The sequence below is a fragment of the Salmonella sp. K21076 genome (assembly GCF_039650795.1).
Lineage (GTDB): Bacteria > Pseudomonadota > Gammaproteobacteria > Enterobacterales > Enterobacteriaceae > Salmonella > Salmonella enterica.
Genome location: NZ_JBCLYA010000047.1, coordinates 52,167 through 76,209 on the forward strand (window position 1 = coordinate 52,167; position 24,043 = coordinate 76,209).

The following is a 24,043-nucleotide window of genomic DNA, read 5'->3' on the forward strand; positions in this document are numbered from 1 at the left end:
CCGCCGTGCGACAGGGTATGCTACCCTGTCGCGCAAATTGCGTTACCCTGGAGTTCCCCATGCATATTGATATTGACTGGCAAAACGTGGATACCGTTTTGCTGGATATGGACGGCACGCTGCTCGATCTCGCGTTCGATAACTATTTCTGGCAAAAGCTGGTACCGGAAACCTACGGCGCGCAGCAGGGTATTTCGCCGCAGGACGCGCAGGAATATATTCGCCAGCAGTATCATGCCGTACAGCATACGCTAAACTGGTACTGTCTGGATTACTGGAGCGAGCGTCTGGGTCTGGATATTTGCGCCATGACGACGGCGCAAGGGCCGCGCGCCGTTTTGCGCGACGATACCGTACCGTTTCTGAATGCGTTAAAAGCCAGCGGAAAACGTCGGATTCTGCTCACCAATGCGCATCCACATAACCTGGCGGTGAAGCTGGAGCATACCGGTCTGGCCTCACACCTTGATTTATTACTTTCCACCCACACATTTGGTTATCCCAAAGAGGATCAGCGGTTATGGCGCGCTGTCACTGAGGAAACGGGAATAAGCGCAGAGAAAACGCTGTTTATCGATGACAGCGAACCGATTCTCGACGCCGCCGCCCGGTTTGGTATTCGCTACTGTCTTGGCGTGACGAATCCCGATTCCGGTCTGGCGGAAAAGCACTATACGCGCCATCCGTCCCTGAACGACTACCGCCGTCTGATCCCCTCGCTGAAGTGAAGGAGACGCCATGAAAGAAAAGTCCTCCGTTGAGGTCAGACTGGATAAATGGCTGTGGGCCGCGCGTTTTTATAAAACCCGCGCGCTGGCCCGCGAGATGATTGAAGGCGGTAAGGTGCATTACAACGGCCAGCGCAGTAAGCCGAGCAAAATCGTCGAGCTGAACGCAACCCTTACCCTGCGTCAGGGAAATGACGAACGGACGGTGATCGTTAAAGCCATCACCGAACAGCGCCGTCCGGCCAGCGAAGCCGTCGCTCTGTATGAAGAGACGGCGGAAAGCGTGGAAAAACGCGAAAAAATGGCGCAGGCGCGCAAGCTTAACGCCCTGACCATGCCGCATCCGGCCAGGCGACCGGACAAGAAAGAGCGCCGCGACCTGTTACGATTTAAACACGGCGACAGCGAATAACTGTCACCCGCAAGAGAGATGATTATGCCGCAACATGACCAATTACATCGTTATCTGTTTGAAAACTTTGCCGTTCGCGGCGAGCTGGTGACCGTTTCGGAAACCTTGCAACAGATCCTCGACAATCATAACTATCCGCAGTCGGTGAAAACCGTACTGGCCGAACTGCTGGTCGCCACTAGCCTGCTGACCGCGACGCTGAAGTTTGCCGGTGACATTACGGTACAGCTCCAGGGCGACGGGCCGTTAAGCCTGGCGGTGATCAATGGCAATAATCAGCAGCAGATGCGCGGCGTGGCTCGCGTTCAGGGCGATATCCCTGACAATGCGGATCTCAAAACGCTGGTTGGCAACGGCTATCTGGTGATCACCATTACGCCGGAAGAGGGTGAACGCTATCAGGGCGTGGTGGGTCTGGAAGGCGATACTCTGGCGGCGTGCCTGGAAGATTACTTCCTGCGCTCCGAGCAGTTGCCGACGCGCCTGTTTATCCGTACCGGCGATGTCGACGGTAAACCGGCGGCAGGTGGAATGTTGCTCCAGGTGATGCCGGCACAGAACGCGCAGGCGGAGGATTTCGACCATCTGGCCATGTTGACGGAAACCATTAAAAGCGAAGAGCTGCTGACATTACCGGCAAATGACGTGCTGTGGCGTTTGTATCACGAAGAAGAAGTCACGCTCTACGATCCGCAAGAGGTTGAATTCAAATGCACCTGTTCACGCGAACGTTGCGCGGGCGCGCTGAAAACATTGCCGGATGAAGAAGTGGACAGCATTCTGGCGGAAGAAGGCGAAATCGATATGCACTGCGATTACTGCGGCAATCATTACCTGTTCAATGCGATGGATATCGCGGAGATCCGTAACAACGCCTCTCCTGCCGATCCACAGGTTCATTAATCGCCTCGTAGTCGGCAGCGTCATTGCCTGATGGCGCTACGCTTATCTGGCCTACAGCATCCCGCTCCGTAGGCTGGATAAGGCATTTATGCCGCCATCCGGCAAAAAGCTTACTCGTTGTAGTAATCCACATCCAACCGCTGACCATCAACAATGATATCGCGCCAGGCTTTGGGGGCTGAGTCTAACCGATGCCCGGCAATCGCGTGCAACAGTTGCGTCTTAGAAAACCCGTCCGGCAATCGGGCGAACGCTTTCTGCGTCCATTTCCCCTCTTTTAAGCCGTAGACCTGGCTCTCGGCAACAATAAAGTTATACAGCACCTGCTCAGGCTGACCGTCGCCGTTAAGATCCTGACTCACCAGCACGCAGGCATCCGGTTCAAGGCAGGAAGCGTCCGAATAACTCTGCTCTTTGACAAACGCCCAAAATGCGGCATCCGGCTTCTGGCTACCGGGCGCAATCATCACCACCCGCGCTAAATCGTCCGCCGTCGGAGGGACCTTATTTCTCTGCAAAAACGTCATCAGTTCACGATTGCGCTTTCTGTTCTGCGTAAACGCCTCGTCATCCCGCAACGATTTCAGCGCTTCCTGGCCAGGTTTGCCGCTGTGATCCAGCATATACAGGCTGATCTGATCCGCAGTAATTTTACCGCTATGGTAACGCGCCATATGGCTGTTGACGCTAATACGCCAGACATCAAGTACAGGCGAGGCCAGCAACAGCAATATCACCAGCGTCAACAAAGAGACGCTCAGTATCACCTTGCCTTGCCACTCATCAGGGTCGCGTCCGCGGCGTAACAGACCGATCAGATAACCGAAGGACCATACCAGCAAGACAGACGCCGTCAGCGCGCCATACAGACGATCCGGCGTCCAGCCGTATTGCTGAATGCGTACCCATAACGCCCAGCCCGCCAGCAGCATATATATCGGGGCAACGCACAGCGAGGCGCTAATCATGCCGCGTAGTACGCGCGGATAGGGTAATACGCGCTTTTGCGGTTCGTTGACAATCGCCACGAGGAGCAGCAGCATCAGCGTCAGCGTGGATAGCAGCCCCGTAGCGGAAACACGCGCAGAAATCGCCTCCAGTCCGGTAAAGGGTAACGTCACAATAAACAGCAATGCCAGCAGCGACACCACTGGCAGTAAACCCGTCGCGATCAGCGTCAGCAGCTTTTGCACCGCCGCCACAAGGCGCGACTGCGTGCGGGCGAGAATGACCGCCAGCGCCGTAATCAGGCCGATGGTCACATAAATAAAGGCTTCAGTTTCAAAGAAAAGGGTGCTGAAAAAGCGGATGCCCACCAGCCTGAATAGCGCGCTCCAGAGCAGAAGCACCAGCCAGAACAGTCCGTTGGCGACCAGGACGATAAACAATGTCAGTACGTTATGCCATAACCGCAGATAAAACTGGGGATAACGCGCCGAACCGGTTTGCGAATGTAACTGATATTGCATCCAGGGTAATACCAGCATCGCCATCAACACAAGCCGGAGACCATACAGCCAGAGGAGCTCGGCCAGGCGCCATTTCTCCACCGCCTCAACCTGCCATTTCAGCCAGCCGCTCATTGCCAGCACGACCACAAAGATCAGCCCCAGCCAGCCCCACAGCGCGCGCTGTTTAAAAGAGACCACGGTAAGCAATAGCATTGACGACAACGCTATCGTCGCAGGCATACCATAGAACAGCCAGTCGCTATTTTGTGGTACCAGCCAGGCCATCAGCAGGTAGCACAAGACGCCCTGCAGCAAACCAGTGAGCAACATACCCCAGCGAGTAGTACGTGAAAGCGCTACACTTTCCATGTCGTTATCCAGAATGATGAGAAAGCCGCATTATTGCACCATCTGTTCACCGCCAGGCGTCGTCATGCATAATTCAGAAAAAAACGCAGAGAGGTGAATCGATATTGTTAATGTTGGTGTTACGTAACTTTCTTACATGAATGCGATTACAGTCACATTATGTCGGTCAAAAACACTTCCTTTTAACGTTTTCAGAACATTTTCCACAACAAAAGTAGGTTTCCTGCCATAATAACCGCCGCTGCGTGACAGGAGTCACAGTGTTTTTCGTCAATCGTGATTTTGTCCAGATACGTAAATCTATGAGCCTTGTCGCGGTTAACCAACCTCAAAAAACCTTACTATTTTCGGTAATATATATTGGCTAAGGAGCAGTGATATGCGCGTTAACAATTTAACCCCGCAAGATCTCAAGGCTTATGGTATCAACGACGTCCAGGATATCGTTTACAATCCCAGCTACGACACCCTTTATCAGGAAGAACTTAATCCTGGTCTGGAAGGCTATGAGCGTGGCGTGTTAACTAACCTGGGCGCTGTTGCCGTTGATACCGGTATTTTTACCGGTCGTTCGCCTAAGGATAAGTATATTGTTCGCGACGACACCACGCGTGATACGCTGTGGTGGTCCGATAAGGGTAAAGGTAAAAACGATAATAAGCCGCTTTCCCAGGAAACCTGGCAACACCTGAAAGGTCTGGTGACGCATCAGCTTTCCGGTAAACGCTTATTCATTGTTGATGCGTTCTGCGGCGCAAATGCCGATACGCGTCTTTCCGTGCGCTTTATTACGGAAGTCGCCTGGCAGGCCCACTTCGTTAAAAATATGTTCATTCGCCCAACGGACGAAGAGCTGGTAGGCTTCAAACCTGACTTTATTGTCATGAACGGCGCGAAGTGCACCAACCCGCAGTGGAAAGAGCAAGGGCTGAACTCGGAAAACTTCGTGGCGTTCAACCTGACTGAACGTATTCAGCTTATTGGCGGCACCTGGTACGGCGGCGAAATGAAAAAAGGGATGTTCTCGGTAATGAACTACCTGCTGCCGCTCAAAGGTATCGCCTCAATGCACTGTTCCGCCAACGTGGGTGAAAAAGGCGATGTCGCGGTCTTCTTCGGCCTTTCCGGTACCGGAAAAACCACTCTGTCCACCGACCCGAAACGTCGTCTGATTGGCGATGATGAGCACGGTTGGGATGACGACGGCGTGTTCAACTTTGAAGGCGGCTGCTACGCCAAAACCATCAAACTGTCGAAAGAAGCGGAGCCAGAAATTTATCATGCGATTCGCCGTGATGCGCTACTGGAAAACGTCACCGTGCGCGAAGACGGCACCGTAGATTTCGACGATGGTTCCAAAACCGAAAACACCCGCGTCTCTTACCCGATCTATCATATCGATAACATCGTTAAGCCCGTATCCAAAGCAGGTCACGCCACCAAGGTTATCTTCCTGACGGCGGATGCTTTCGGCGTGTTGCCGCCGGTTTCCCGTTTAACCGCTAACCAGACGCAGTACCACTTCCTGTCGGGTTTCACCGCTAAACTGGCCGGCACCGAACGCGGCGTCACCGAACCGACCCCCACCTTCTCCGCCTGCTTCGGCGCCGCGTTCCTGACGCTGCACCCGACGCAGTATGCTGAGGTGCTGGTGAAACGTATGCAGGCAGCAGGCGCACAGGCTTATCTGGTTAACACCGGCTGGAATGGCACCGGCAAACGTATCTCCATCAAAGATACGCGCGCGATTATTGACGCTATTCTGAACGGTTCTCTTGATAACGCGGAAACCTTCCGCCTGCCGCTGTTCGATCTGGCGATCCCGACTGAACTGCCAGGCGTGGATACCCACATTCTCGACCCACGTAACACCTACGCGTCGCCGGAACAATGGCAGGAAAAAGCCACCGCGCTGGCGAAACTGTTCATTGAGAACTTCGAGAAGTATACGGATACCCCGGCAGGCGAAGCGCTGGTTAGCGCCGGACCGAAGCTGTAAGGAACAGGCCGGATGGCGGCTTTGAACAGCGTCATCCAGTGTTAAGAAGAAAGGGAGGGTAATACCTCCCTTTCTTATGCCTCTTTTGTCGTCCCCTGGACGCGAGCCACAGGAACCGGTAGCCAGGCGCGAATCGACAATCCGCCACGCTCGCTGGTGCCAATCTCCAGCATCCCGTTATGGTTATCAATAATGCGCTGCACAATCGCCAGCCCCAGCCCTGTGCCGCTGGTGCTACGGGCGCTGTCGCCGCGCACAAAAGGCTGGAACAGATGTTTACGCTGCTCCGGCTTAATGCCCGGCCCGTCATCTTCTACCTGGAACCAGGCGCGATGCGACTCGGTGCCGCTGCTGACCTTAATCCAGCAGTTGCCATAGCGGGCAGCATTGACCACCATATTCGCCACCGCGCGCTTAATCGAGAGCGGGTGCATTTTCACCTGGATGCTGCCTGCCTGAAGCGCAGTGTTAATCTCACGCTCATAGCCGCTTTCCGCCGCAATCACCTCGCCCAGCACGGAATTGAGATCCGCCATCTCCATTGGCATTTCCTGACCGGTACGCAGATAGTCAATAAACTGTTCGATAATGGCGTTACACTCTTCGATGTCTTTATTGATCGACTCCGCGAGATAACCGTCTTCCTCGCCCATCATCTCCGTCGCCAGACGAATACGGGTCAGCGGCGTGCGTAAGTCGTGGCTGACGCCCGCCATCAATAGCGTACGGTCATCGGCCAATTGTTTCACGCCGGCTGCCATATGGTTAAACGCCCGGGTCACAGAGCGCACCTCAGAGGCGCCATATTCACGCAGCGGCGGCGGAATAATTCCCTTCCCTACCTGCAAGGCGGCATGTTCAAGATCCACTAACGGTCTGTTCTGTATACGAATAAACAGCCACGCGCCGCCTATCGCCAGGAGCATGATCGCCAGCGTGTAACGGAAAAGCGGAGAAAAATCGCCCTGATGAATCTCGGTCAGCGGCACGCGCACCCAGATATTGGGCGACAGCCAGGTTTTGAGCCACACGACGGGCGAGCTTTTGTTGACCTCAACCCGCACTTCCGTCGGGCCGCCTAATTGCTGCGCCATCTGGTGGCTTAAGAATTCGTAGTGTTGCGCCCAACGCAGCCCGGCCTCTTCAGCGGCTTCGTTGGTGTAGAGAGAGATCCCCAGCTCGCGATAGATTTCCCGGCGAAACGCAGGCGGCACGACTAACTGCGTGCCGTCCTCCAGTTGCAGCTTATCGGTCATCAGCATACGGACTTCGTAAGCCAGAACCTTATTAAACTGCTGGAGGCTCGGCAAAATCGCGAAGTTCAGCACCACCAGGTAGGTCGTCACCAGGCTGACGAACAGCAAGGTGACGATGAGCAACAGCGTGCGGGCAAATGAACTTCGCGGCGAGAAGCGCATTCGCCTCATGCTTTAGAACCGTCCGGTACGAAGACGTAGCCCAGGCCCCATACGGTCTGAATATAACGCGGATGCGCCGGATCTTCTTCCACCATACGGCGCAGGCGGGAGATCTGGACGTCGATGGAGCGTTCCATCGCGGAATACTCGCGGCCACGGGCCAGATTCATCAGCTTGTCGCGAGAGAGCGGCTCGCGCGGATGGCTGACTAACGCTTTCAGTACCGCAAACTCCCCGCTGGTCAGCGGCATCGGTTCATCTTCACGGAACATCTCGCGCGTACCGAGGTTCAGTTTGAACTTACCGAACGCGATAACGGCCTCTTCCTGCGACGGCGCGCCGGGCAGTTCGTTTGCCTGACGACGTAGCACGGCGCGGATACGCGCCAACAGCTCGCGCGGGTTAAACGGTTTAGGAATGTAGTCATCGGCGCCGATTTCCAGCCCGACGATACGGTCAACCTCTTCACCCTTCGCCGTGACCATAATGATCGGCATTGGATTACTTTGACTACGCAGGCGACGACAAATCGACAGACCATCTTCACCTGGCAGCATTAAATCCAGTACCATGAGATGGAAAGATTCACGGGTCAGCAGACGATCCATCTGCTCGGCGTTAGCGACGCTTCGAACCTGGAAGCCCTGCTCGGTCAGATAACGTTCCAGTAGCGCCCGCAGACGCATATCGTCATCAACCACCAGAATCTTATAATTCTCTTGCATTGTCTGTACTCCCAAAGGTTCGCAACAAATGTAAGTGTGTATTCTTAAAAAAGCTCACGTGAGTCACCAGCAAATTCTGGTATGAATTTCAGGCTAAATTGTTACAAAGCATATTTAACAGCAGCTTAAATATACAATTAATCGGCAACCCCATTATTTATTCTGTCGGGACGATCACGTTATACCCCGTGTGCGCAATATCGACAGCAAAGGTAAATCAACGAGATGAAAACGCCCCTGATCACCCGCGAAGGGTACGAAACACTCAAACAAGAGCTCAATTATCTCTGGCGTGAAGAGCGCCCGGAGGTCACCAAAAAAGTGACCTGGGCTGCGAGTCTGGGCGACCGCAGCGAGAATGCCGACTATCAGTATAATAAAAAGCGCCTGCGTGAGATCGACAGACGCGTCAGATATCTGACCAAATGCATGGAAAATCTCAAAATCGTGGATTATTCCCCGCAGCAGGAGGGCAAAGTCTTCTTCGGCGCCTGGGTGGAAATCGAAAATGATGACGGCGATACGCTGAAGTTCCGCATTGTCGGCTACGATGAAATTTTCGGACGTAAGGATTACATCTCTATCGACTCGCCGATGGCGCGGGCGCTACTGAAAAAAGAAGTGGGCGATCTGGCGGTGGTCAACACCCCTGTCGGCGAAGCAAACTGGTACGTCAATGCGATCGAATACGTCAAATAAGACAAGAAGAATCCTAAGCCCCCGCTGATGGCTGGCATTTTTGCCAGCCAATCCGTATAACTATCCCCTGATTTTTATCCTGAAGACGAAGCTAACCCATGATGAATGATTCTTTCTGCCGCATTATTGCGGGTGAAATCCAGGCAAATGCCGGGCAGGTTGAAGCTGCCGTTCGCCTGCTTGACGAAGGGAACACCGTGCCGTTTATCGCACGTTATCGTAAAGAAATCACCGGCGGTCTGGATGACACGCAGTTGCGTAACCTGGAAACGCGTCTGGGCTATCTGCGTGAGCTGGAAGACAGGCGTCAGGCCATCCTCAAGTCCATTTCCGAACAAGGCAAACTGACCGATGAGCTGGCTGGCGCCATCAACGCTACGTTAAGTAAGACCGAGCTCGAAGACCTCTACCTGCCCTATAAACCTAAACGCCGCACCCGTGGACAAATCGCCATTGAAGCCGGCCTTGAGCCGCTGGCCGATCTGCTCTGGAACGAACCGTCCCACGATCCTGACGTGAAAGCGGCAAAGTACATTGATGGCGACAAAGGCGTGGCGGACACGAAAGCCGCGCTCGACGGCGCACGCTACATTCTGATGGAGCGCTTTGCCGAAGACGCCGCATTGCTGGCGAAAGTGCGTGATTACCTGTGGAAGAATGCCCATCTGGTCGCCACAGTCGTGAGCGGCAAAGAGGAAGAAGGGGCAAAATTCCGCGACTATTTCGACCATCATGAGCCCATTGCTAACGTCCCGTCTCACCGTGCGCTGGCCATGTTCCGTGGTCGTAACGAAGGCATTCTGCAACTTTCGCTCAATGCCGACCCACAGTTTGATGAGCCGCCGAAAGAGAGCTACTGCGAGCAAATCATCATGGACCATCTCGGCCTGCGGCTAAATAACGCCCCGGCGGATAGCTGGCGCAAAGGCGTAGTGAGCTGGACGTGGCGTATCAAAGTCTTAATGCACCTCGAAACCGAACTGATGGGCACCGTGCGCGAACGTGCGGAAGACGAAGCGATTAACGTGTTTGCGCGTAACCTGCACGACCTGCTGATGGCAGCCCCCGCAGGCCTGCGCGCCACGATGGGCCTTGATCCTGGCCTGCGTACCGGCGTAAAAGTCGCTGTCGTTGACGGCACCGGCAAGCTGGTGGCGACGGATACCATTTATCCGCATACCGGTCAGGCGGCCAAAGCGGCTACCGTGATCGCCGCGCTGTGCGAAAAATACCACGTCGAACTGGTCGCGATTGGCAACGGTACGGCTTCGCGTGAAACCGAACGTTTCTATCTCGACGTACAGAAACAGTTCCCGAACGTGACGGCGCAGAAAGTGATCGTCAGCGAAGCGGGGGCGTCCGTGTATTCCGCTTCTGAGCTGGCGGCGCAGGAGTTTCCGGATCTCGACGTCTCCCTGCGCGGCGCGGTCTCTATCGCGCGTCGTCTGCAGGATCCGCTGGCGGAACTGGTGAAAATCGATCCGAAATCGATCGGCGTCGGCCAATATCAACACGATGTCAGCCAGACCCAATTGGCCCGTAAACTGGATGCGGTGGTCGAAGACTGCGTAAACGCCGTCGGCGTCGATTTGAATACCGCCTCCGTACCGCTGCTGACCCGCGTCGCAGGCTTAACGCGCATGATGGCGCAAAACATCGTCGCCTGGCGCGATGAGAACGGTCAGTTCCAGAACCGCCAGCAACTGTTGAAGGTGAGCCGTCTGGGGCCGAAAGCGTTTGAGCAGTGCGCGGGCTTCCTGCGTATTAACCACGGCGATAACCCGCTGGATGCCTCCACCGTCCACCCGGAAGCCTATCCGGTTGTCGAACGCATTCTGGCGGCGACGCAGCAAGCGCTAAAAGATCTGATGGGCAACAGCAACGAATTGCGTCACCTCAAGGCCGCTGATTTTACCGACGATAAATTCGGCGTGCCGACCGTGAGCGATATCATCAAAGAGCTGGAAAAACCGGGCCGCGACCCGCGTCCTGAATTTAAAACCGCGCAATTCGCCGATGGCGTCGAAACCATGAACGACCTGCTGCCGGGGATGATTCTGGAAGGGGCAGTCACTAACGTCACTAACTTCGGCGCGTTTGTCGATATCGGCGTTCATCAGGATGGCCTGGTCCACATCTCTTCCCTGTCGACTAAGTTCGTCGACGATCCACACACCGTGGTAAAAGCTGGCGACATCGTGAAGGTGAAAGTGCTGGAAGTGGATCTGCAACGTAAGCGTATTGCGCTGACGATGCGTCTGGACGAACAGCCCGGCGAAACCGCCGCTCGCCGCGGCGGCGGTGCCGATCGCGCTCAGGGCAACCGCCCGGCGTCAAAAGCGGCGAAACCGCGCGGTCGTGACGCCCAGCCAGCCGGTAACAGCGCCATGATGGACGCGCTGGCAGCGGCAATGGGAAAAAAACGCTAATCGGGTAATACGCAGGCCGGGTTACTTCTTATCCGGCCTGCGATTTTGCAATACGTCCAACCCTTTCTTTTTTAATTAACAATTAAATCTTACCCATTAGAATCTGTTAATTAATTTCCTTCTGCTATCCGCACTATTAATTATCACTTTATTAACAGATGAAACCTTAATTAAACATTAAAAACGGTGAATATTTGCACATTAGAGGTATTTGCAAAAAGACAAATAAATGTTGAGCCATATCAACATCGGCGCAAATTATCGCTTATTTGTACATTCCGTCACATTTTAATCGTTGAAGATAGAAACCATTCTCATTATCATTGTGTTGTTGATTATTTACTCTTTCCTTCGTTGGCTAAACATCGGGTCTCCTGCCGCCCCCCTGAGCGCCGCATGAGGTATACATCCAGTTAGTAAGAAACAAGTAGGTCGTATGCAATTCACTCCTGACACTGCGTGGAAAATCACCGGCTTTGCGCGTGAAATCAGCCCGGCGTATCGTCAAAAACTGCTTTCGCTCGGCATGTTGCCCGGCTCTTCATTTAATGTTGTCCGCGTCGCGCCCTTAGGGGATCCGATCCATATCGAAACACGACGCGTGAGTCTGGTTTTGCGTAAAAAGGATTTGGCGTTAATAGAAGTGGAAGCGGTTTCCTGTTAATACAGTGAGTCTATAAAAATGAAAAAATTAACCATTGGTTTAATTGGTAATCCTAATTCCGGCAAGACCACCTTATTTAACCAACTCACCGGCGCGCGTCAGCGCGTGGGGAACTGGGCGGGCGTCACCGTCGAGCGTAAAGAGGGCCAGTTCGCGACAACTGACCACCAGGTCACGCTGGTAGATTTACCCGGCACCTATTCTCTGACGACCATCTCGTCACAAACCTCTCTCGACGAACAGATCGCCTGCCACTACATCCTGAGCGGCGACGCCGACCTGTTGATAAACGTTGTGGACGCCTCCAATCTGGAGCGCAACCTCTATTTGACGCTGCAGCTGCTGGAGCTGGGTATCCCCTGTATTGTCGCGCTCAACATGCTGGATATCGCCGAAAAACAGCAGGTTCGTATTGATGTCGACGCTCTGTCCACGCGTCTGGGTTGCCCTGTCGTACCGCTGGTATCGACTCGCGGTCGCGGTATCGAGGCGCTGAAACTGGCCATTGATCGTCACAACGCTAACGACAACGTCGAACTGGTGCATTATGCCCAGCCGCTGCTGCGCGAAGCGGGTTTCCTGGCCGACGCGATGGCCCAGGAGATGCCTTTACAACAGCGCCGCTGGCTGGGTCTGCAAATGCTGGAGGGCGATATCTACAGCCGGGCTTACGCAGGCGAGGCGGCGCAAAACCTGGACACCTCCCTTGCCCGTCTGAAGGACGAAATGGACGACCCGGCGCTGCATATCGCCGACGCCCGTTACCAGTGTATCGCCGCTATTTGCGACGTGGTCAGCAATACCCTGACAGCCGAACCCAGCCGCTTCACCAGGGCGGTCGATAAAATTATCCTGAACCGCTTCCTCGGCTTACCGATTTTTTTGTTCGTGATGTACCTGATGTTCCTGCTCGCCATTAACATCGGCGGCGCGTTGCAACCCCTGTTTGATGCCGGTTCCGTCGCCATCTTTATTCATGGCATTCAATGGATTGGCTACACGCTGCACTTCCCGGATTGGTTAACCATCTTCCTGGCGCAAGGTCTTGGCGGCGGGATCAATACCGTCCTGCCGCTGGTGCCGCAAATCGGGATGATGTACCTGTTCCTCTCCTTCCTTGAAGACTCCGGTTATATGGCGCGCGCGGCCTTCGTCATGGATCGCCTGATGCAGGCGCTGGGACTACCGGGTAAATCCTTCGTGCCGCTGATTGTCGGCTTCGGCTGTAACGTACCTTCCGTGATGGGCGCCCGCACGCTTGACGCTCCGCGCGAACGCCTGATGACCATCATGATGGCGCCGTTTATGTCCTGTGGCGCGCGCCTGGCGATTTTCGCCGTCTTTGCCGCCGCCTTCTTCGGGCAAAACGGCGCGCTGGCGGTCTTCTCGCTATACGTGCTGGGTATTGTCATGGCGGTATTAACCGGCCTGATGCTGAAACATACCATTATGCGTGGCGAAGCCTCTCCGTTTGTGATGGAGCTGCCGGTTTACCACGTACCGCATATCAAGAGCCTGATCATCCAGACCTGGCAACGCCTGAAAGGTTTTGTACTACGCGCCGGTAAAGTCATTATCATCGTGAGTATTTTCCTGAGCGCGTTTAACAGTTTCTCGCTGAGCGGCAAAATCGTCGATAACATTAATGACTCCGCCCTCGCCTCTGTAAGCCGGGTCATCACGCCAGTCTTTAAACCGATCGGCGTCCATGAGGATAACTGGCAAGCTACCGTGGGTCTGTTTACGGGCGCCATGGCGAAAGAGGTTGTCGTCGGTACGCTGAACACGCTCTACACCGCCGAAAATATTCAGGACGAAGCGTTTAATCCTGCCGACTTTCACCTCGGCGATGAACTGCTGGGCGCGGTTGACGATACCTGGCAAAGCCTGAAAGACACCTTTAGCCTGAGCGTACTGGCTAACCCGATCGAAGCGAGTAAAGGCGACGGCGAAATGGCGACCGGCGCGATGGGCGTGATGGATCAAAAATTCGGCAGCGCCGCGGCGGCGTACAGTTACCTGATTTTCGTCCTGCTTTACGTACCGTGTATCTCGGTAATGGGCGCTATCGCCCGCGAGTCCAGCCGCGGCTGGATGAGCTTCTCCATCCTGTGGGGGCTGAATATCGCCTATTCGCTCGCCACGCTGTTCTACCAGGTTACTAGCTTCAGTCAGCACCCGACTTACAGCCTGATCTGTATTCTGGCGGTAATCGTCTTTAACGTTGTGGTATTAAGTCTGCTACGCCGCGCCCGCAGCCGTGTAGACATTGAACTGCTGGCAACCCGCAAAAGCGTCACATCCTGTTGTTCGGGCACTGCGGGCAATTGTCACTAAGGGATGTAAAAAATGGCTTCATTGATACAGGTTCGCGATCTACTGGCGCTGCGGGGGCGTATGGAGGCAACGCAGATCAGCCATACGCTGCACGCTCCGCAGCCCATGATCGACGCCATGCTGAATCAACTGGAGATCATGGGTAAAGCGGTACGTATCCCGGAAGAACCGGACGGTTGCCTTTCAGGCAGTTGTAAAAGCTGTCCGGAAGGTAAAGCCTGCCTGCGCGAATGGTGGGCCTTGCGTTGACCTTCGCCGGGTAGCGACGTAACGCGTCTTATCCGGCCTTTATCCCGCGTTATATTGCCCGGTACGCGTCACGCTGCCGGGCAATTTTGCGTCATGCCTTCCACAAAGATGAAAGCGTTACCGCCGTGCGCATTTATCTCCCCACGCGCCTCGCAAGCGCACTAATCCTCTACTGCAATCAGCCCGGTCTGCGCGTAGTGTCACGCCATTGAGCTTCACCGGTGACGGATCGATATGGCGACCTCAACAACATCCACGCCGCATGACGCGGTATTCAAACAGTTTTTATGCCACCCCGATACTGCACGGGATTTTTTGGAAATCCATCTTCCGTCGACATTACGTCAAATCTGTAATCTGAATACGTTACGGCTGGAGTCCGGTAGCTTTATTGAAGAGGATTTACGCCCCCATTATTCCGATATCCTTTGGTCGCTGGAAACAAGTGAAGGTGACGGTTACATTTACGTGGTTATTGAACATCAGAGTACGCCGGACGCGCATATGGCATTTCGGCTGATGCGTTACGCAATGGCTGCAATGCAACGGCACCTGGAGGCCGGGCATAAGACGTTGCCATTAGTGGTGCCAATGCTGTTTTACCACGGAAACCGAAGCCCGTATCCGTTCTCATTATGCTGGCTGGATGAATTTGCCGACCCGGTGATGGCGCGTAAGCTATACGCCACCGCCTTTCCTCTGGTCGATATTACGGTCGTGCCGGACGACGAGATTATGCGGCACCGACGGGTCGCGCTGCTGGAACTCATACAAAAACACATCCGCCAGCGTGATCTGATGGGGCTTGTCGAACAGCTGGTCGCCCTGCTGGTTAAGGGATACGCTAATGACACCCAGCTTCAAAGTCTGTTTAATTACATGATGCACACTGGCGACGCCGCGCGCTTCAATACGTTTATCCGCCAGGTGGCTATGCGTATCCCACAGCATAAGGAGAAGATCATGACTATCGCAGAAAGATTACGTCAGGAAGGACATCGTAACGGGTTACAGAAAGGGCTACAACAAGGCAAACAGGAAGGCCAACGGCTCGCCGCATTGCGCATTGCCCGCTCCATGCTAAACGATGGTTTCGATCGCGATACTGTGCTTAGGGTTACCGGGCTGGCGCCTGCCGATCTGGCGTCTGAAAGCCATTAATCTGGCAGAATGGCCTGGGCCCGGCAACGCCCTGGTTACAGCGATGATTTTAGCGTCATCAGCGCCTGGCAAAACGCCGCCGGATGCGAGATAAACGGCGCATGGGCCGCCTTCGCCATTATCTGTGATGTACTGTGCGGCCATAACGTATCGAGCAAAGGCGCGATTTTACGCGGCACCAGACCGTCCAGATAACCATACAAACGCAAAAACGGCATGTTCACATTTTTAAGCGCTTCTCGTAGATCGACCGTTTTTAAGATTTCCAGTCCGCCATTGAGCACCTCTACATCCGGCATAGGCTGCGCCAGCACTACGCTTTTTAAGGTGCGGGCATCCTGACGCGCCGTCTCCGTCCCTAACGTTTGCAGCGCCAGAAAACGCTCCACCGTGCGCTGAAAATCGTCGCTAAGCTGCTGCTGGAATCCGCCGAGGATTTCTGGTTTTATTCCCGGCCACCCCTCACGCGCGCTAAAGCATGGCGAAGAGGCGACTGTCACCAGCGCCTGAACGCGTTCAGGGTGGGTGAGCGCCATCTGACTCGCCACCAGGCCGCCCAGACTCCAGCCAAGCCAGATAGCCTGGTCCGGCGCGTTTTTCGCTACCTGCGCCGTCATCTCTTCAAGCGTCATGGCACCAAACCCCGAACTACGGCCATAGCCCGGCAAGTCGACCAGATGCAGCGTAAAATGCGAGCCGAGTTCCTCGCGAATGCAATGCCACACCTCCGCGTTCAATCCCCATCCGTGCAGCAGCACAAGATGACAATTTCCCTCGCCGTAGGTCTGCCACCAGATGTCATTCATCAGTTACTGTTCTCTTTTGTCTAACAAGGATGCACCTATGCTAACAGTACCGGGATTATGCTGGCTATGCCGAATGCCGCTGGCGTTAAGCCACTGGGGGATTTGCTCCGTATGCGCGCGCGCCGTTCGTCAGCGCGTCAGCCTGTGTCCGCAATGCGGATTACCTGCCGGGCATCCTTCGCTCCCCTGCGGTCGCTGCCTGCAAAAACCGCCGCCCTGGCAGCGTCTGGTGAGCGTCAGTGACTATACGCCGCCCTTGAGTTTACTGGTGCATCAGCTTAAATTTACCCGCCGCAGCGAAATTGCCGCCGCTCTGGCGCGTCTACTGTTGCAGGAAGTACTTATGGCGCGCCGCAGCACTGGCTTGCCGCTTCCCGACAGAATCGTCAGCGTTCCGCTCTGGTCGCGCCGACACTGGCGGCGGGGATTTAACCAAAGCGATCTGTTATGCCAACCGTTAGCGCACTGGCTGGGCTGCGCGTGGGACAGCCAGACCATCACGCGGGTACGGGCGACCGCAACACAACATCATCTCAGCGCCAGGTTACGTAAGCGCAATTTGAAAAACGCGTTTCGCCTTGAATTGCCGGTACAGGGTCTCCATATGGTTATTGTGGATGATGTCGTCACTACCGGAAGTACCGTCGCGGAAATCGCGCAACTGCTTTTGCGCAACGGCGCAGCGACTGTCCAGGTATGGTGCCTGTGTCGAACCTTGTAGAGCCTCGATGACGGGCGTATTATAACCAACTAAAATAGTCAACTATTAGGCCATTACTATGATCCGTATTTCCGATGCTGCACAAGCGCACTTTGCCAAACTGCTGGCAAATCAGAAAGAAGGGACGCAAATCCGCGTATTTGTCATTAATCCCGGCACTCCTAACGCAGAGTGCGGCGTTTCTTATTGTCCGCCCGACGCCGTAGAAGCCACCGATACTGCACTGAAATTTGACCTGTTGACCGCTTATGTCGACGAGCTGAGCGCGCCCTATCTGGAAGACGCGGAAATTGATTTCGTGACCGACCAGCTAGGTTCTCAACTCACATTGAAAGCGCCAAACGCGAAGATGCGCAAAGTGGCCGATGACGCGCCGCTGATGGAGCGCGTGGAATATGCTCTGCAATCGCAGATTAACCCGCAGTTGGCGGGCCACGGCGGTCGCGTCTCGCTGATGGAAATTACCGATGAAGGCTATGCAATTCTGCAGTTTGGCGGCGGTTGTAACGGTTGCTCGATGGTTGACGTCACGCTGAAAGAAGGGATCGAGAAACAGTTGCTGAATGAATTCCCGGAACTGAAAGGGGTTCGCGATCTGACCGAACACCAGCGCGGCGAGCACTCATACTACTAAGATTTTCCCCGCATCCATGCCCGATGGCGCTTGCGCCTGTCGGGCCTTGTCTGCCCCACCGTAGGCCGAATAAGGCGTCTACGCCGCCATTCTGCGCCATCAGCCACATCTCAGAACAATGGTTCTTCTTCTTTCGCCGATAACATGACCTGTGTCTCATAATTTAAATTTTGCCTGCCAGGGTCATTTTCAACACCCATATGTTACCCGTATCATTCTTATGGGCACCTAACATCCATATAACATCTGACTACGCTCATTCGTTTCAACGGTAATCAGTATTGGTGCTATTGCGACTCTGTTCCCGTCGGGAACAACAGGAATTTGTCGTCGAAACAATGACGTTACCCATAACAAAGTAAAGGCCAGGTAAATCATGCCATTAGTCATCGTTGCTATCGGTGTTATCTTGTTACTTCTTCTGATGATCCGCTTCAAAATGAACGGATTTATCGCCCTTGTCCTGGTAGCGCTCGCTGTCGGGTTGATGCAGGGAATGCCGCTGGATAAAGTCATCGGCTCCATCAAAGCCGGTGTCGGCGGTACGCTTGGCAGTCTGGCCCTGATTATGGGGTTCGGCGCCATGCTGGGCAAAATGCTTGCCGACTGCGGCGGCGCTCAACGTATCGCCACTACCCTGATCGCGAAATTTGGTAAAAAGCATATTCAGTGGGCCGTAGTGTTAACCGGCTTTACCGTCGGCTTCGCTCTGTTCTATGAAGTGGGCTTCGTTCTGATGCTGCCGCTGGTATTCACCATTGCCGCAGCGGCGAATATCCCGTTACTGTACGTCGGCGTGCCGATGGCCGCGGCGCTCTCCGTCACACACGGCTTCCTGCCGCCGCACCCGGGTCCAACCGCGATCGCCACGATTTTCCATGCCGATATGGGTAAAACGCTGCTGTTTGGTACGATTCTGGCGATCCCGACCGTGATCCTTGCCGGACCGGTTTACGCCCGTTTTCTGAAAGGCATCGATAAGCCGATCCCGGAAGGCCTGTACAGCGCGAAAACCTTTACGGAAGAAGAGATGCCGGGCTTTGGCGTCAGCGTCTGGACGTCGCTGGTTCCGGTGATTCTGATGGCGATGCGTGCGGTTGCCGAGATGATTCTGCCAAAAGGCCACGCTTTCCTGCCCGTTGCCGAGTTCCTGGGCGACCCGGTAATGGCTACGTTGATTGCCGTACTGATTGCAATGTTCACCTTTGGCCTGAACCGCGGGCGTTCAATGGATCAGATTAACGATACGCTGGTCTCTTCCATCAAAATTATCGCCATGATGCTGCTGATCATCGGCGGCGGCGGCGCGTTCAAGCAGGTGCTGGTCGATAGCGGCGTGGATAAATACATCGCTTCAATGATGCATGAAACCAATGTCTCTCCGCTGTTGATGGCGTGGTCTATCGCGGCGGTGCTGCGTATCGCGCTGGGCTCTGCGACTGTCGCGGCGATTACCGCAGGCGGCATTGCGGCGCCACTGATCGCCACGACCGGCGTTAGTCCTGAACTGATGGTTATCGCAGTCGGTTCCGGGAGCGTGATTTTCTCTCACGTCAACGACCCAGGCTTCTGGCTGTTCAAAGAGTATTTCAATTTGACTATCGGCGAGACCATTAAATCCTGGTCGATGCTGGAAACGATCATCTCCGTCTGCGGCCTGATCGGCTGTCTGCTACTGGGTATGGTGGTTTAAGCGAGGCGGTTTGCAGGCCGGATAAGGCAGCAATGTGCGCCAGAATTGCCTGATGGCGCTGCGCTTATCAGGCCTACGTGCTCTCACCATCATAAAGCCGGGGAAATCCCCGGCTTTATTACTTCTTCTTCTTCGCGGCCGCTTTTCGGCGCTTATCCAAATCCTTAATCAGCTTGTTTACGCCCTCATCGGCAAACATAGCCTCAAGAGATGCAGACAATTTCCGCCGCCAGTTTTTATACTGATCGCTGGTGCCCGGTACGTTAACCGGATCGGCCATATCCAGCCAGTCCTCCGGCTGAAGCCCCAACAGACCGCTGTTACTGTCGGCGATATAGCGCTGAAGTCCGCGATTTAGCGTTGGCGTCATCGACATTAACAATGCCTTATGCCCGGCGCGTTTTGGCAGACAGCCATATTTATGCAGCGCGTCCAATAGCCCCTGTTTCGCCCGCTCGCGATCCTCATACAGCCCGCGCAGAATCACTTCATCCGGATAAAGCCCCAGAGCTTTACCCAACGTCAGGTCACCGCATTCCCAATAGCCGCGCAGCGTGGGGAGATCGTGCGTCGAGGCGACAGCCATCGATTGTTGCGGATATGCGCCTGGCGCGCGGAAGTTTTTCTCAAGGTCATTTTCAAACCACAGCACTTTATAAGAATAGACCCCGCTATCGCGCAGCTTGCCGACAATCTCAACTGGCACCGTCCCCAGATCTTCGCCTATCACCATACAGCGGTGACGTTGGCTCTCCAGCGCCAGAATAGAAAGCAAATCATCTACCGGATAATGGACGTAAGCCCCCTGATCCGCTGTTTCGTCATACGGTATCCACCACAGGCGCAGCAACGACATGACATGGTCAATGCGCAACGCGCCGCAGTTTTGCATATTGGCGCGCAGCAGGTCGATAAAGGGCTCATACGCCCGGGCGACAATGATATGCGGGTCCATCGGCGGCAGCCCCCAGTTCTGACCGAGCGGGCCGAGGATATCCGGCGGCGCGCCGACAGATGCTTTCAGGCAGTACAGCTCCCGGTCGCACCAGGTTTCCGCGCCGCCTTCCGCTACGCCAACCGCCAGATCGCGGTACAGACCAATCGGTAGTTTAAAACTCTGGCAGGTATCCCAGCAGGCGGCGAATTGGCGCCAGGCCAGCCACTGAAGCCAGAGATAAAACTCCACCTCTTCGCGGTGCGCTTCACAGAATTGTTTTACAGCGGGAGACTCTACCGACTGGTACGCCTCCGGCCAGGCTGGCCAGCCCCAGCGCTGCCCATCCTCTTTCACCTGATACGCATGCAGCGCGTCGAATGCCGCCTGCCAGTAAAGGCTTTCGCCTTCGCGGGCGATAAAGTGACGAAACTCCGCCATTTGCGCATCGTCGCGAGCGGCAAACCGCGTCCACGCCATCCGCAGCGCCGTGATTTTCAGCGCGGTAACGGTAGCGTAATCCACCCATTGCGCATCGCGCGCCTGTCGCAGCTTTTGCTGTGTGGCGGGCATTTGCCACCATGCCTGCGCCTCTTCGCTCAGGCGGAAATCTTCGACGGCGTTGACGTCGATATATATCACGTTCAGCCAGCGACGAGACGAGGGGCTGTAGGGACTGGCGCTCTCCGGATTCGCCGGATAAAGCGCGTGGATCGGGTTCAGGCCGATAAACGCGCCGCCGCGTGTCGCCACGTCGACCAGCATCGACTTCAAATCGCCGAAATCGCCAATACCCCAGTTTTTTTCTGAACGCAGAGTATAAAGCTGGACGCAGGCCCCCCACAGTTTTTTCCCCTCCAGCAGCGCCTGCGGCTCATAGCATCGCGGCGGGGCAACGATAATACGGCAGTGCGTACGCTGTTCATCCTGGGTCAACGTCAGGGTGTGGTAGCCCTCCGGCAACGTAGCCGGCAGGTTAAGTTTTTTACCGCCCGTCACGCGCCCTTTGTAATGCTCGCCCTCTTCCGTAGTCAGCAGCCAGGCAAACTCACCGCGCCCCTCTACCGGCAACGCCATTTTTTTACCCGCGGTATAAACCTTCACATTCGGCACGACCGCCTGTGGTCCTGTTGTCGTGCCGTGCATCGCCGCCAGCAAACGTCTCTTGGTTTCAGCGCCAATAGACTGCGGTTTGCCATGAGCATTGATGTAACTGGGGCTGATCCCCGCCGCCAGCGCGGCACTATCGAGACGTTTATTTTCCATCGCGCTCCCTTAGCGTTTTGCCTGCCAGATACGGGCCTGATAATCGCGAATAGAGCGATCGGAACTGAACATACCGCAGCGCGCGGTATTGAGGATCGCGGCGCGCGTCCACGCTTCCTGGTCGCGATACAGCGCATCCACCTGCTTTTGCGCCTCGACATAAGCGGCGAAGTCCGCCATGACCAGGTACGGATCGCCCCCCTGTTTGCCGAGGCTATGCAGCATCTGGTCAAAGGCATGTTTATCGCCATCGCTGTATTGACCGCTTTCCAGCTCTTTTAGTACCGCATCCAGCACTTTGTCTTTTTTACGCCATTTCACCGGATCGTAGCCTTTGGCTTTGAGCGCCTTGACCTCTTCCACAGTATGGCCAAAGATAAAGATATTCTCTTCACCCACCTTTTCAGCGATTTCAACGTTAGCGCCGTCCAGCGTTCCCACTGTCAACGCCCCGTTCAGCGCCAGTTTCATGTTGCCGGTGCCGGACGCCTCTTTCCCGGCAGTAGAAATTTGCTCGGAAATATCCGCCGCCGGAATGAGCATTTCCGCCGCCGAGACGCAGTAATCCGGCAGGAAAACCACCTTCAGCTTGTCACCCACCGCCGGGTCGTTATTAATGGCTTCCGCAACCTTATTGATAGCAAAAATGATGTTCTTCGCCAGGTAATAGCCCGGCGCCGCCTTCGCGCCAAACAGGAATACGCGCGGTACGCGGTCAGCCTGCGGGTTTTCGCGGATCTCTTTGTACAGCGCCAGAATATGCAACAGATTCAGATGCTGACGCTTGTACTCGTGCAGGCGTTTGATCTGAATATCAAAAATCGCATGGCTCGAAATCTCAATCCCGGTACGGGCCTGGATGAATTTCACCAGCCGTTCTTTGTTCGCCCGTTTGATGTCGCGATATTGTTGACGGAATGTGGCGTCGTCAGCGTATTTTTCGAGGTTGATCAACTGGTCGAGATCGTTAGCCCACTCTTTTTTCAGCGTTTTATCCAGCAACGCCGCAAGCTGCGGATTGCACTGTTTAATCCAGCGACGCGGTGTAATGCCGTTGGTGACATTGTGGAATTTGTTCGGCCAAAGCTGGTGATATTCCGGGAACAGATCTTTCACCACCAGATCGGAGTGCAGCGCCGCCACACCGTTGACCGCAAAGCCGCTGACCACGCACATATTGGCCATGCGCACCTGACGGTCATGCACCACCGCCAGTTTTGCCCATACCTGCTTATCGCCAGGCCAGGTGTTATCGACCAGCGCCTTAAAGCGATCGTTAATCTGCTTGATAATCTGCATATGACGCGGCAACAGCGCTTTGATTAACCTCTCATCCCAGCACTCCAGCGCTTCTGGCATCAGGGTGTGGTTGGTGTAGGCGAAGGTTTTGCTGGTGATAGCCCAGGCGTCATCCCAGCTCATCTGGTGTTCATCCAGCAATACGCGCAGCAGTTCAGGGATGGCAATAGTCGGGTGGGTATCATTTAGCTGAATGACCTCATAATCCGCCAGCTCATGCAGCTTGCGTCCGGCCAGATGATGGCGGCGCAGAATATCCGCTACCGAGCAGGCGCACTGGAAGTATTGCTGCATCAGGCGCAGTTTTTTGCCCGCCGTGTGGTTATCGTTGGGATAAAGCACCTTCGTCAGTTTTTCCGCATCGATACCCTGCTGTTCCGCCCGCAGGAAAGCGCCGTCGTTGAATTTGGTCAGATCAAACGGATGCGCGTGGGTCGCCTGCCACAAACGCAGCGGTTGCGCGACGCCGTTACGATAGCCTAACACCGGCAGATCCCAGGACTGGCCTGTAATCACAAAACCTGGTTTCCAGCGCCCTTCTTTGGTGACTTTACCGCCGATTCCAACCTGGACGTCCAGCGCCTCGTTGTGGCGGAACCACGGATAGCTGCCGCGATGCCAGTCATCCGGCGCTTCCATCTGCTTGCCTTCAACAAATGACTGACGGAACAGCCCATACTGGTAGTTCAGACCATAGCCCGTAGCGGACTGCCCGACGGTGGCCATCGAATCGAGGAAGCAGGCGGCCAGACGTCCCAGACCACCGTTGCCGAGCGCCGGATCGACTTCCTCTTCCAGCAGATCGGTCAGATTAATATCGTGCGCTTTCAGCACATCGCTAACGTCCTGGTACCACCCCAGATTTAACAGGTTATTTCCCGTCAGGCGGCCAATCAAAAATTCCATCGAAATGTAGTTCACATGACGCTGGCCTTTCGTCGGCTGCGCTACCGGTTGCGCGCTCAGTAATTCCGCCAGCGCGCCGCTAACGGCCTGCCACCACTGACGAGGCGTCATGTCGGACGCCGACAGTAAACCGAAACGCTGCCACTGACGCGTCAGGGCGGCCTGGAATTGATCTTTATTGAAGGTTGGCTGTGACATAGGAAATCCGTCCTCGGGTAATAAAACAACGTTATCGCTAGT

At 55.0% G+C, this 24,043-nt stretch carries 19 protein-coding genes; 13 read left to right on the forward strand and 6 right to left on the reverse strand.

Annotated elements, in window-relative coordinates:
* Positions 1-59: 59 nt before the first annotated feature.
* Genes yrfG through hslO form a run of 3 tightly spaced genes read left to right on the forward strand, consistent with a single transcriptional unit; the run spans position 60 to position 2,043 of the window.
* Complete coding sequence (gene yrfG, locus AAYN39_RS15200; protein WP_001681571.1) at positions 60-728, forward strand: GMP/IMP nucleotidase; 669 nt, start codon at positions 60-62, stop codon at positions 726-728.
* Between the two features lie 10 nt (positions 729-738).
* On the forward strand, positions 739-1,140 hold the full coding sequence (gene hslR / locus AAYN39_RS15205) for a ribosome-associated heat shock protein Hsp15 (protein ID WP_000660720.1): 402 nt from the start codon (positions 739-741) through the stop codon (positions 1,138-1,140).
* Between the two features lie 24 nt (positions 1,141-1,164).
* Positions 1,165-2,043, forward strand: a complete 879-nt coding sequence (gene hslO / locus AAYN39_RS15210) for an Hsp33 family molecular chaperone HslO (protein WP_001775502.1) — start codon at positions 1,165-1,167, stop codon at positions 2,041-2,043.
* A gap of 110 nt (positions 2,044-2,153) precedes the next feature.
* Here the strand turns inward: hslO and AAYN39_RS15215 are convergent, their stop codons facing one another.
* On the reverse strand, positions 2,154-3,863 hold the full coding sequence (locus AAYN39_RS15215) for a DUF4153 domain-containing protein (protein ID WP_000446446.1): 1,710 nt from the start codon (positions 3,861-3,863) through the stop codon (positions 2,154-2,156).
* 379 nt (positions 3,864-4,242) lie between these two features.
* Between AAYN39_RS15215 and pckA the strand changes: the two genes are divergently transcribed.
* Positions 4,243-5,862, forward strand: a complete 1,620-nt coding sequence (gene pckA, locus AAYN39_RS15220; RefSeq protein ID WP_001265689.1) for a phosphoenolpyruvate carboxykinase (ATP) — start codon at positions 4,243-4,245, stop codon at positions 5,860-5,862.
* 74 nt (positions 5,863-5,936) lie between these two features.
* Here pckA and envZ read toward each other — a convergent pair whose 3' ends face one another.
* Together envZ and ompR are read right to left on the reverse strand one after the other, a co-directional pair.
* On the reverse strand, positions 5,937-7,289 hold the full coding sequence (envZ, locus tag AAYN39_RS15225) for a two-component system sensor histidine kinase EnvZ (RefSeq protein WP_001253815.1): 1,353 nt from the start codon (positions 7,287-7,289) through the stop codon (positions 5,937-5,939).
* Entirely contained in the window at positions 7,286-8,005 is a 720-nt protein-coding gene (gene ompR / locus AAYN39_RS15230; protein WP_001157751.1) for a two-component system response regulator OmpR, read from the reverse strand. The genes envZ and ompR overlap by 4 nt, the downstream gene beginning before the upstream one ends.
* Before the next feature lie 225 nt (positions 8,006-8,230).
* Between ompR and greB the strand changes: the two genes are divergently transcribed.
* From greB to AAYN39_RS15260, 6 genes are all read left to right on the forward strand, one after another.
* On the forward strand, positions 8,231-8,704 hold the full coding sequence (gene greB, locus AAYN39_RS15235; protein WP_000856695.1) for a transcription elongation factor GreB: 474 nt from the start codon (positions 8,231-8,233) through the stop codon (positions 8,702-8,704).
* 98 nt (positions 8,705-8,802) lie between these two features.
* Complete coding sequence (locus AAYN39_RS15240) at positions 8,803-11,133, forward strand: Tex family protein (protein WP_000980674.1); 2,331 nt, start codon at positions 8,803-8,805, stop codon at positions 11,131-11,133.
* 436 nt (positions 11,134-11,569) lie between these two features.
* Positions 11,570-11,797 carry a ferrous iron transporter A gene (gene feoA / locus AAYN39_RS15245; protein WP_001160955.1) on the forward strand — a complete coding sequence of 76 codons (228 nt, stop codon included), beginning with the start codon at positions 11,570-11,572 and terminating at the stop codon, positions 11,795-11,797.
* Between the two features lie 18 nt (positions 11,798-11,815).
* A complete protein-coding gene (gene feoB / locus AAYN39_RS15250) occupies positions 11,816-14,134 on the forward strand; it encodes a Fe(2+) transporter permease subunit FeoB (protein ID WP_000736984.1) in 2,319 nt (772 codons plus the stop codon).
* A gap of 12 nt (positions 14,135-14,146) precedes the next feature.
* On the forward strand, positions 14,147-14,383 hold the full coding sequence (gene feoC, locus AAYN39_RS15255; RefSeq protein WP_000157589.1) for a [Fe-S]-dependent transcriptional repressor FeoC: 237 nt from the start codon (positions 14,147-14,149) through the stop codon (positions 14,381-14,383).
* A gap of 234 nt (positions 14,384-14,617) precedes the next feature.
* A complete protein-coding gene (locus AAYN39_RS15260) occupies positions 14,618-15,544 on the forward strand; it encodes an Rpn family recombination-promoting nuclease/putative transposase (protein WP_000235943.1) in 927 nt (308 codons plus the stop codon).
* A 35-nt stretch (positions 15,545-15,579) separates the two neighbouring features.
* Here the strand turns inward: AAYN39_RS15260 and bioH are convergent, their stop codons facing one another.
* A complete protein-coding gene (bioH, locus tag AAYN39_RS15265) occupies positions 15,580-16,350 on the reverse strand; it encodes a pimeloyl-ACP methyl ester esterase BioH (protein ID WP_000998145.1) in 771 nt (256 codons plus the stop codon).
* Positions 16,351-16,387: 37 nt separating this feature from the next.
* Here bioH and gntX point away from each other — a divergent pair, with 37 nt between their 5' ends.
* The 3 genes from gntX (at position 16,388) to gntT (ending at position 19,398) form a co-directional block, all read left to right on the forward strand.
* Entirely contained in the window at positions 16,388-17,071 is a 684-nt protein-coding gene (gntX, locus tag AAYN39_RS15270) for a DNA utilization protein GntX (RefSeq protein WP_000958739.1), read from the forward strand.
* 58 nt (positions 17,072-17,129) lie between these two features.
* Positions 17,130-17,705: a Fe-S biogenesis protein NfuA gene (gene nfuA / locus AAYN39_RS15275; protein ID WP_000619394.1), complete on the forward strand. Its 576-nt coding sequence runs from the start codon at positions 17,130-17,132 to the stop codon at positions 17,703-17,705.
* A 376-nt stretch (positions 17,706-18,081) separates the two neighbouring features.
* Positions 18,082-19,398, forward strand: a complete 1,317-nt coding sequence (gene gntT, locus AAYN39_RS15280; RefSeq protein ID WP_001131741.1) for a gluconate transporter — start codon at positions 18,082-18,084, stop codon at positions 19,396-19,398.
* Between the two features lie 118 nt (positions 19,399-19,516).
* On the opposite strand, the gene malQ is transcribed toward gntT, so the two are convergent.
* Entirely contained in the window at positions 19,517-21,598 is a 2,082-nt protein-coding gene (gene malQ, locus AAYN39_RS15285; RefSeq protein WP_000428711.1) for a 4-alpha-glucanotransferase, read from the reverse strand.
* Between the two features lie 9 nt (positions 21,599-21,607).
* Positions 21,608-24,001 carry a maltodextrin phosphorylase gene (malP, locus tag AAYN39_RS15290; RefSeq protein ID WP_000082255.1) on the reverse strand — a complete coding sequence of 798 codons (2,394 nt, stop codon included), beginning with the start codon at positions 23,999-24,001 and terminating at the stop codon, positions 21,608-21,610.
* Positions 24,002-24,043 lie beyond the last annotated feature (42 nt).

Bases quoted from the DNA above. Each gene is read 5' to 3' on its own strand.
- AAYN39_RS15240 (WP_000980674.1), top strand. From the start codon at position 8,803: ATGATGAATGATTCTTTCTGCCGCATTATTGCGGGTGAAATCCAGGCA.
- nfuA (WP_000619394.1), top strand. From the start codon at position 17,130: ATGATCCGTATTTCCGATGCTGCACAAGCGCACTTTGCCAAACTGCTG.
- feoB (WP_000736984.1), top strand. From the start codon at position 11,816: ATGAAAAAATTAACCATTGGTTTAATTGGTAATCCTAATTCCGGCAAG.
- envZ (WP_001253815.1), bottom strand. From the start codon at position 7,289: ATGAGGCGAATGCGCTTCTCGCCGCGAAGTTCATTTGCCCGCACGCTG.
- yrfG (WP_001681571.1), top strand. From the start codon at position 60: ATGCATATTGATATTGACTGGCAAAACGTGGATACCGTTTTGCTGGAT.
- hslO (WP_001775502.1), top strand. From the start codon at position 1,165: ATGCCGCAACATGACCAATTACATCGTTATCTGTTTGAAAACTTTGCC.
- bioH (WP_000998145.1), bottom strand. From the start codon at position 16,350: ATGAATGACATCTGGTGGCAGACCTACGGCGAGGGAAATTGTCATCTT.
- hslR (WP_000660720.1), top strand. From the start codon at position 739: ATGAAAGAAAAGTCCTCCGTTGAGGTCAGACTGGATAAATGGCTGTGG.
- AAYN39_RS15260 (WP_000235943.1), top strand. From the start codon at position 14,618: ATGGCGACCTCAACAACATCCACGCCGCATGACGCGGTATTCAAACAG.
- malP (WP_000082255.1), bottom strand. From the start codon at position 24,001: ATGTCACAGCCAACCTTCAATAAAGATCAATTCCAGGCCGCCCTGACG.
- pckA (WP_001265689.1), top strand. From the start codon at position 4,243: ATGCGCGTTAACAATTTAACCCCGCAAGATCTCAAGGCTTATGGTATC.
- gntT (WP_001131741.1), top strand. From the start codon at position 18,082: ATGCCATTAGTCATCGTTGCTATCGGTGTTATCTTGTTACTTCTTCTG.
- feoA (WP_001160955.1), top strand. From the start codon at position 11,570: ATGCAATTCACTCCTGACACTGCGTGGAAAATCACCGGCTTTGCGCGT.
- greB (WP_000856695.1), top strand. From the start codon at position 8,231: ATGAAAACGCCCCTGATCACCCGCGAAGGGTACGAAACACTCAAACAA.
- gntX (WP_000958739.1), top strand. From the start codon at position 16,388: ATGCTAACAGTACCGGGATTATGCTGGCTATGCCGAATGCCGCTGGCG.
- feoC (WP_000157589.1), top strand. From the start codon at position 14,147: ATGGCTTCATTGATACAGGTTCGCGATCTACTGGCGCTGCGGGGGCGT.
- ompR (WP_001157751.1), bottom strand. From the start codon at position 8,005: ATGCAAGAGAATTATAAGATTCTGGTGGTTGATGACGATATGCGTCTG.
- AAYN39_RS15215 (WP_000446446.1), bottom strand. From the start codon at position 3,863: ATGGAAAGTGTAGCGCTTTCACGTACTACTCGCTGGGGTATGTTGCTC.
- malQ (WP_000428711.1), bottom strand. From the start codon at position 21,598: ATGGAAAATAAACGTCTCGATAGTGCCGCGCTGGCGGCGGGGATCAGC.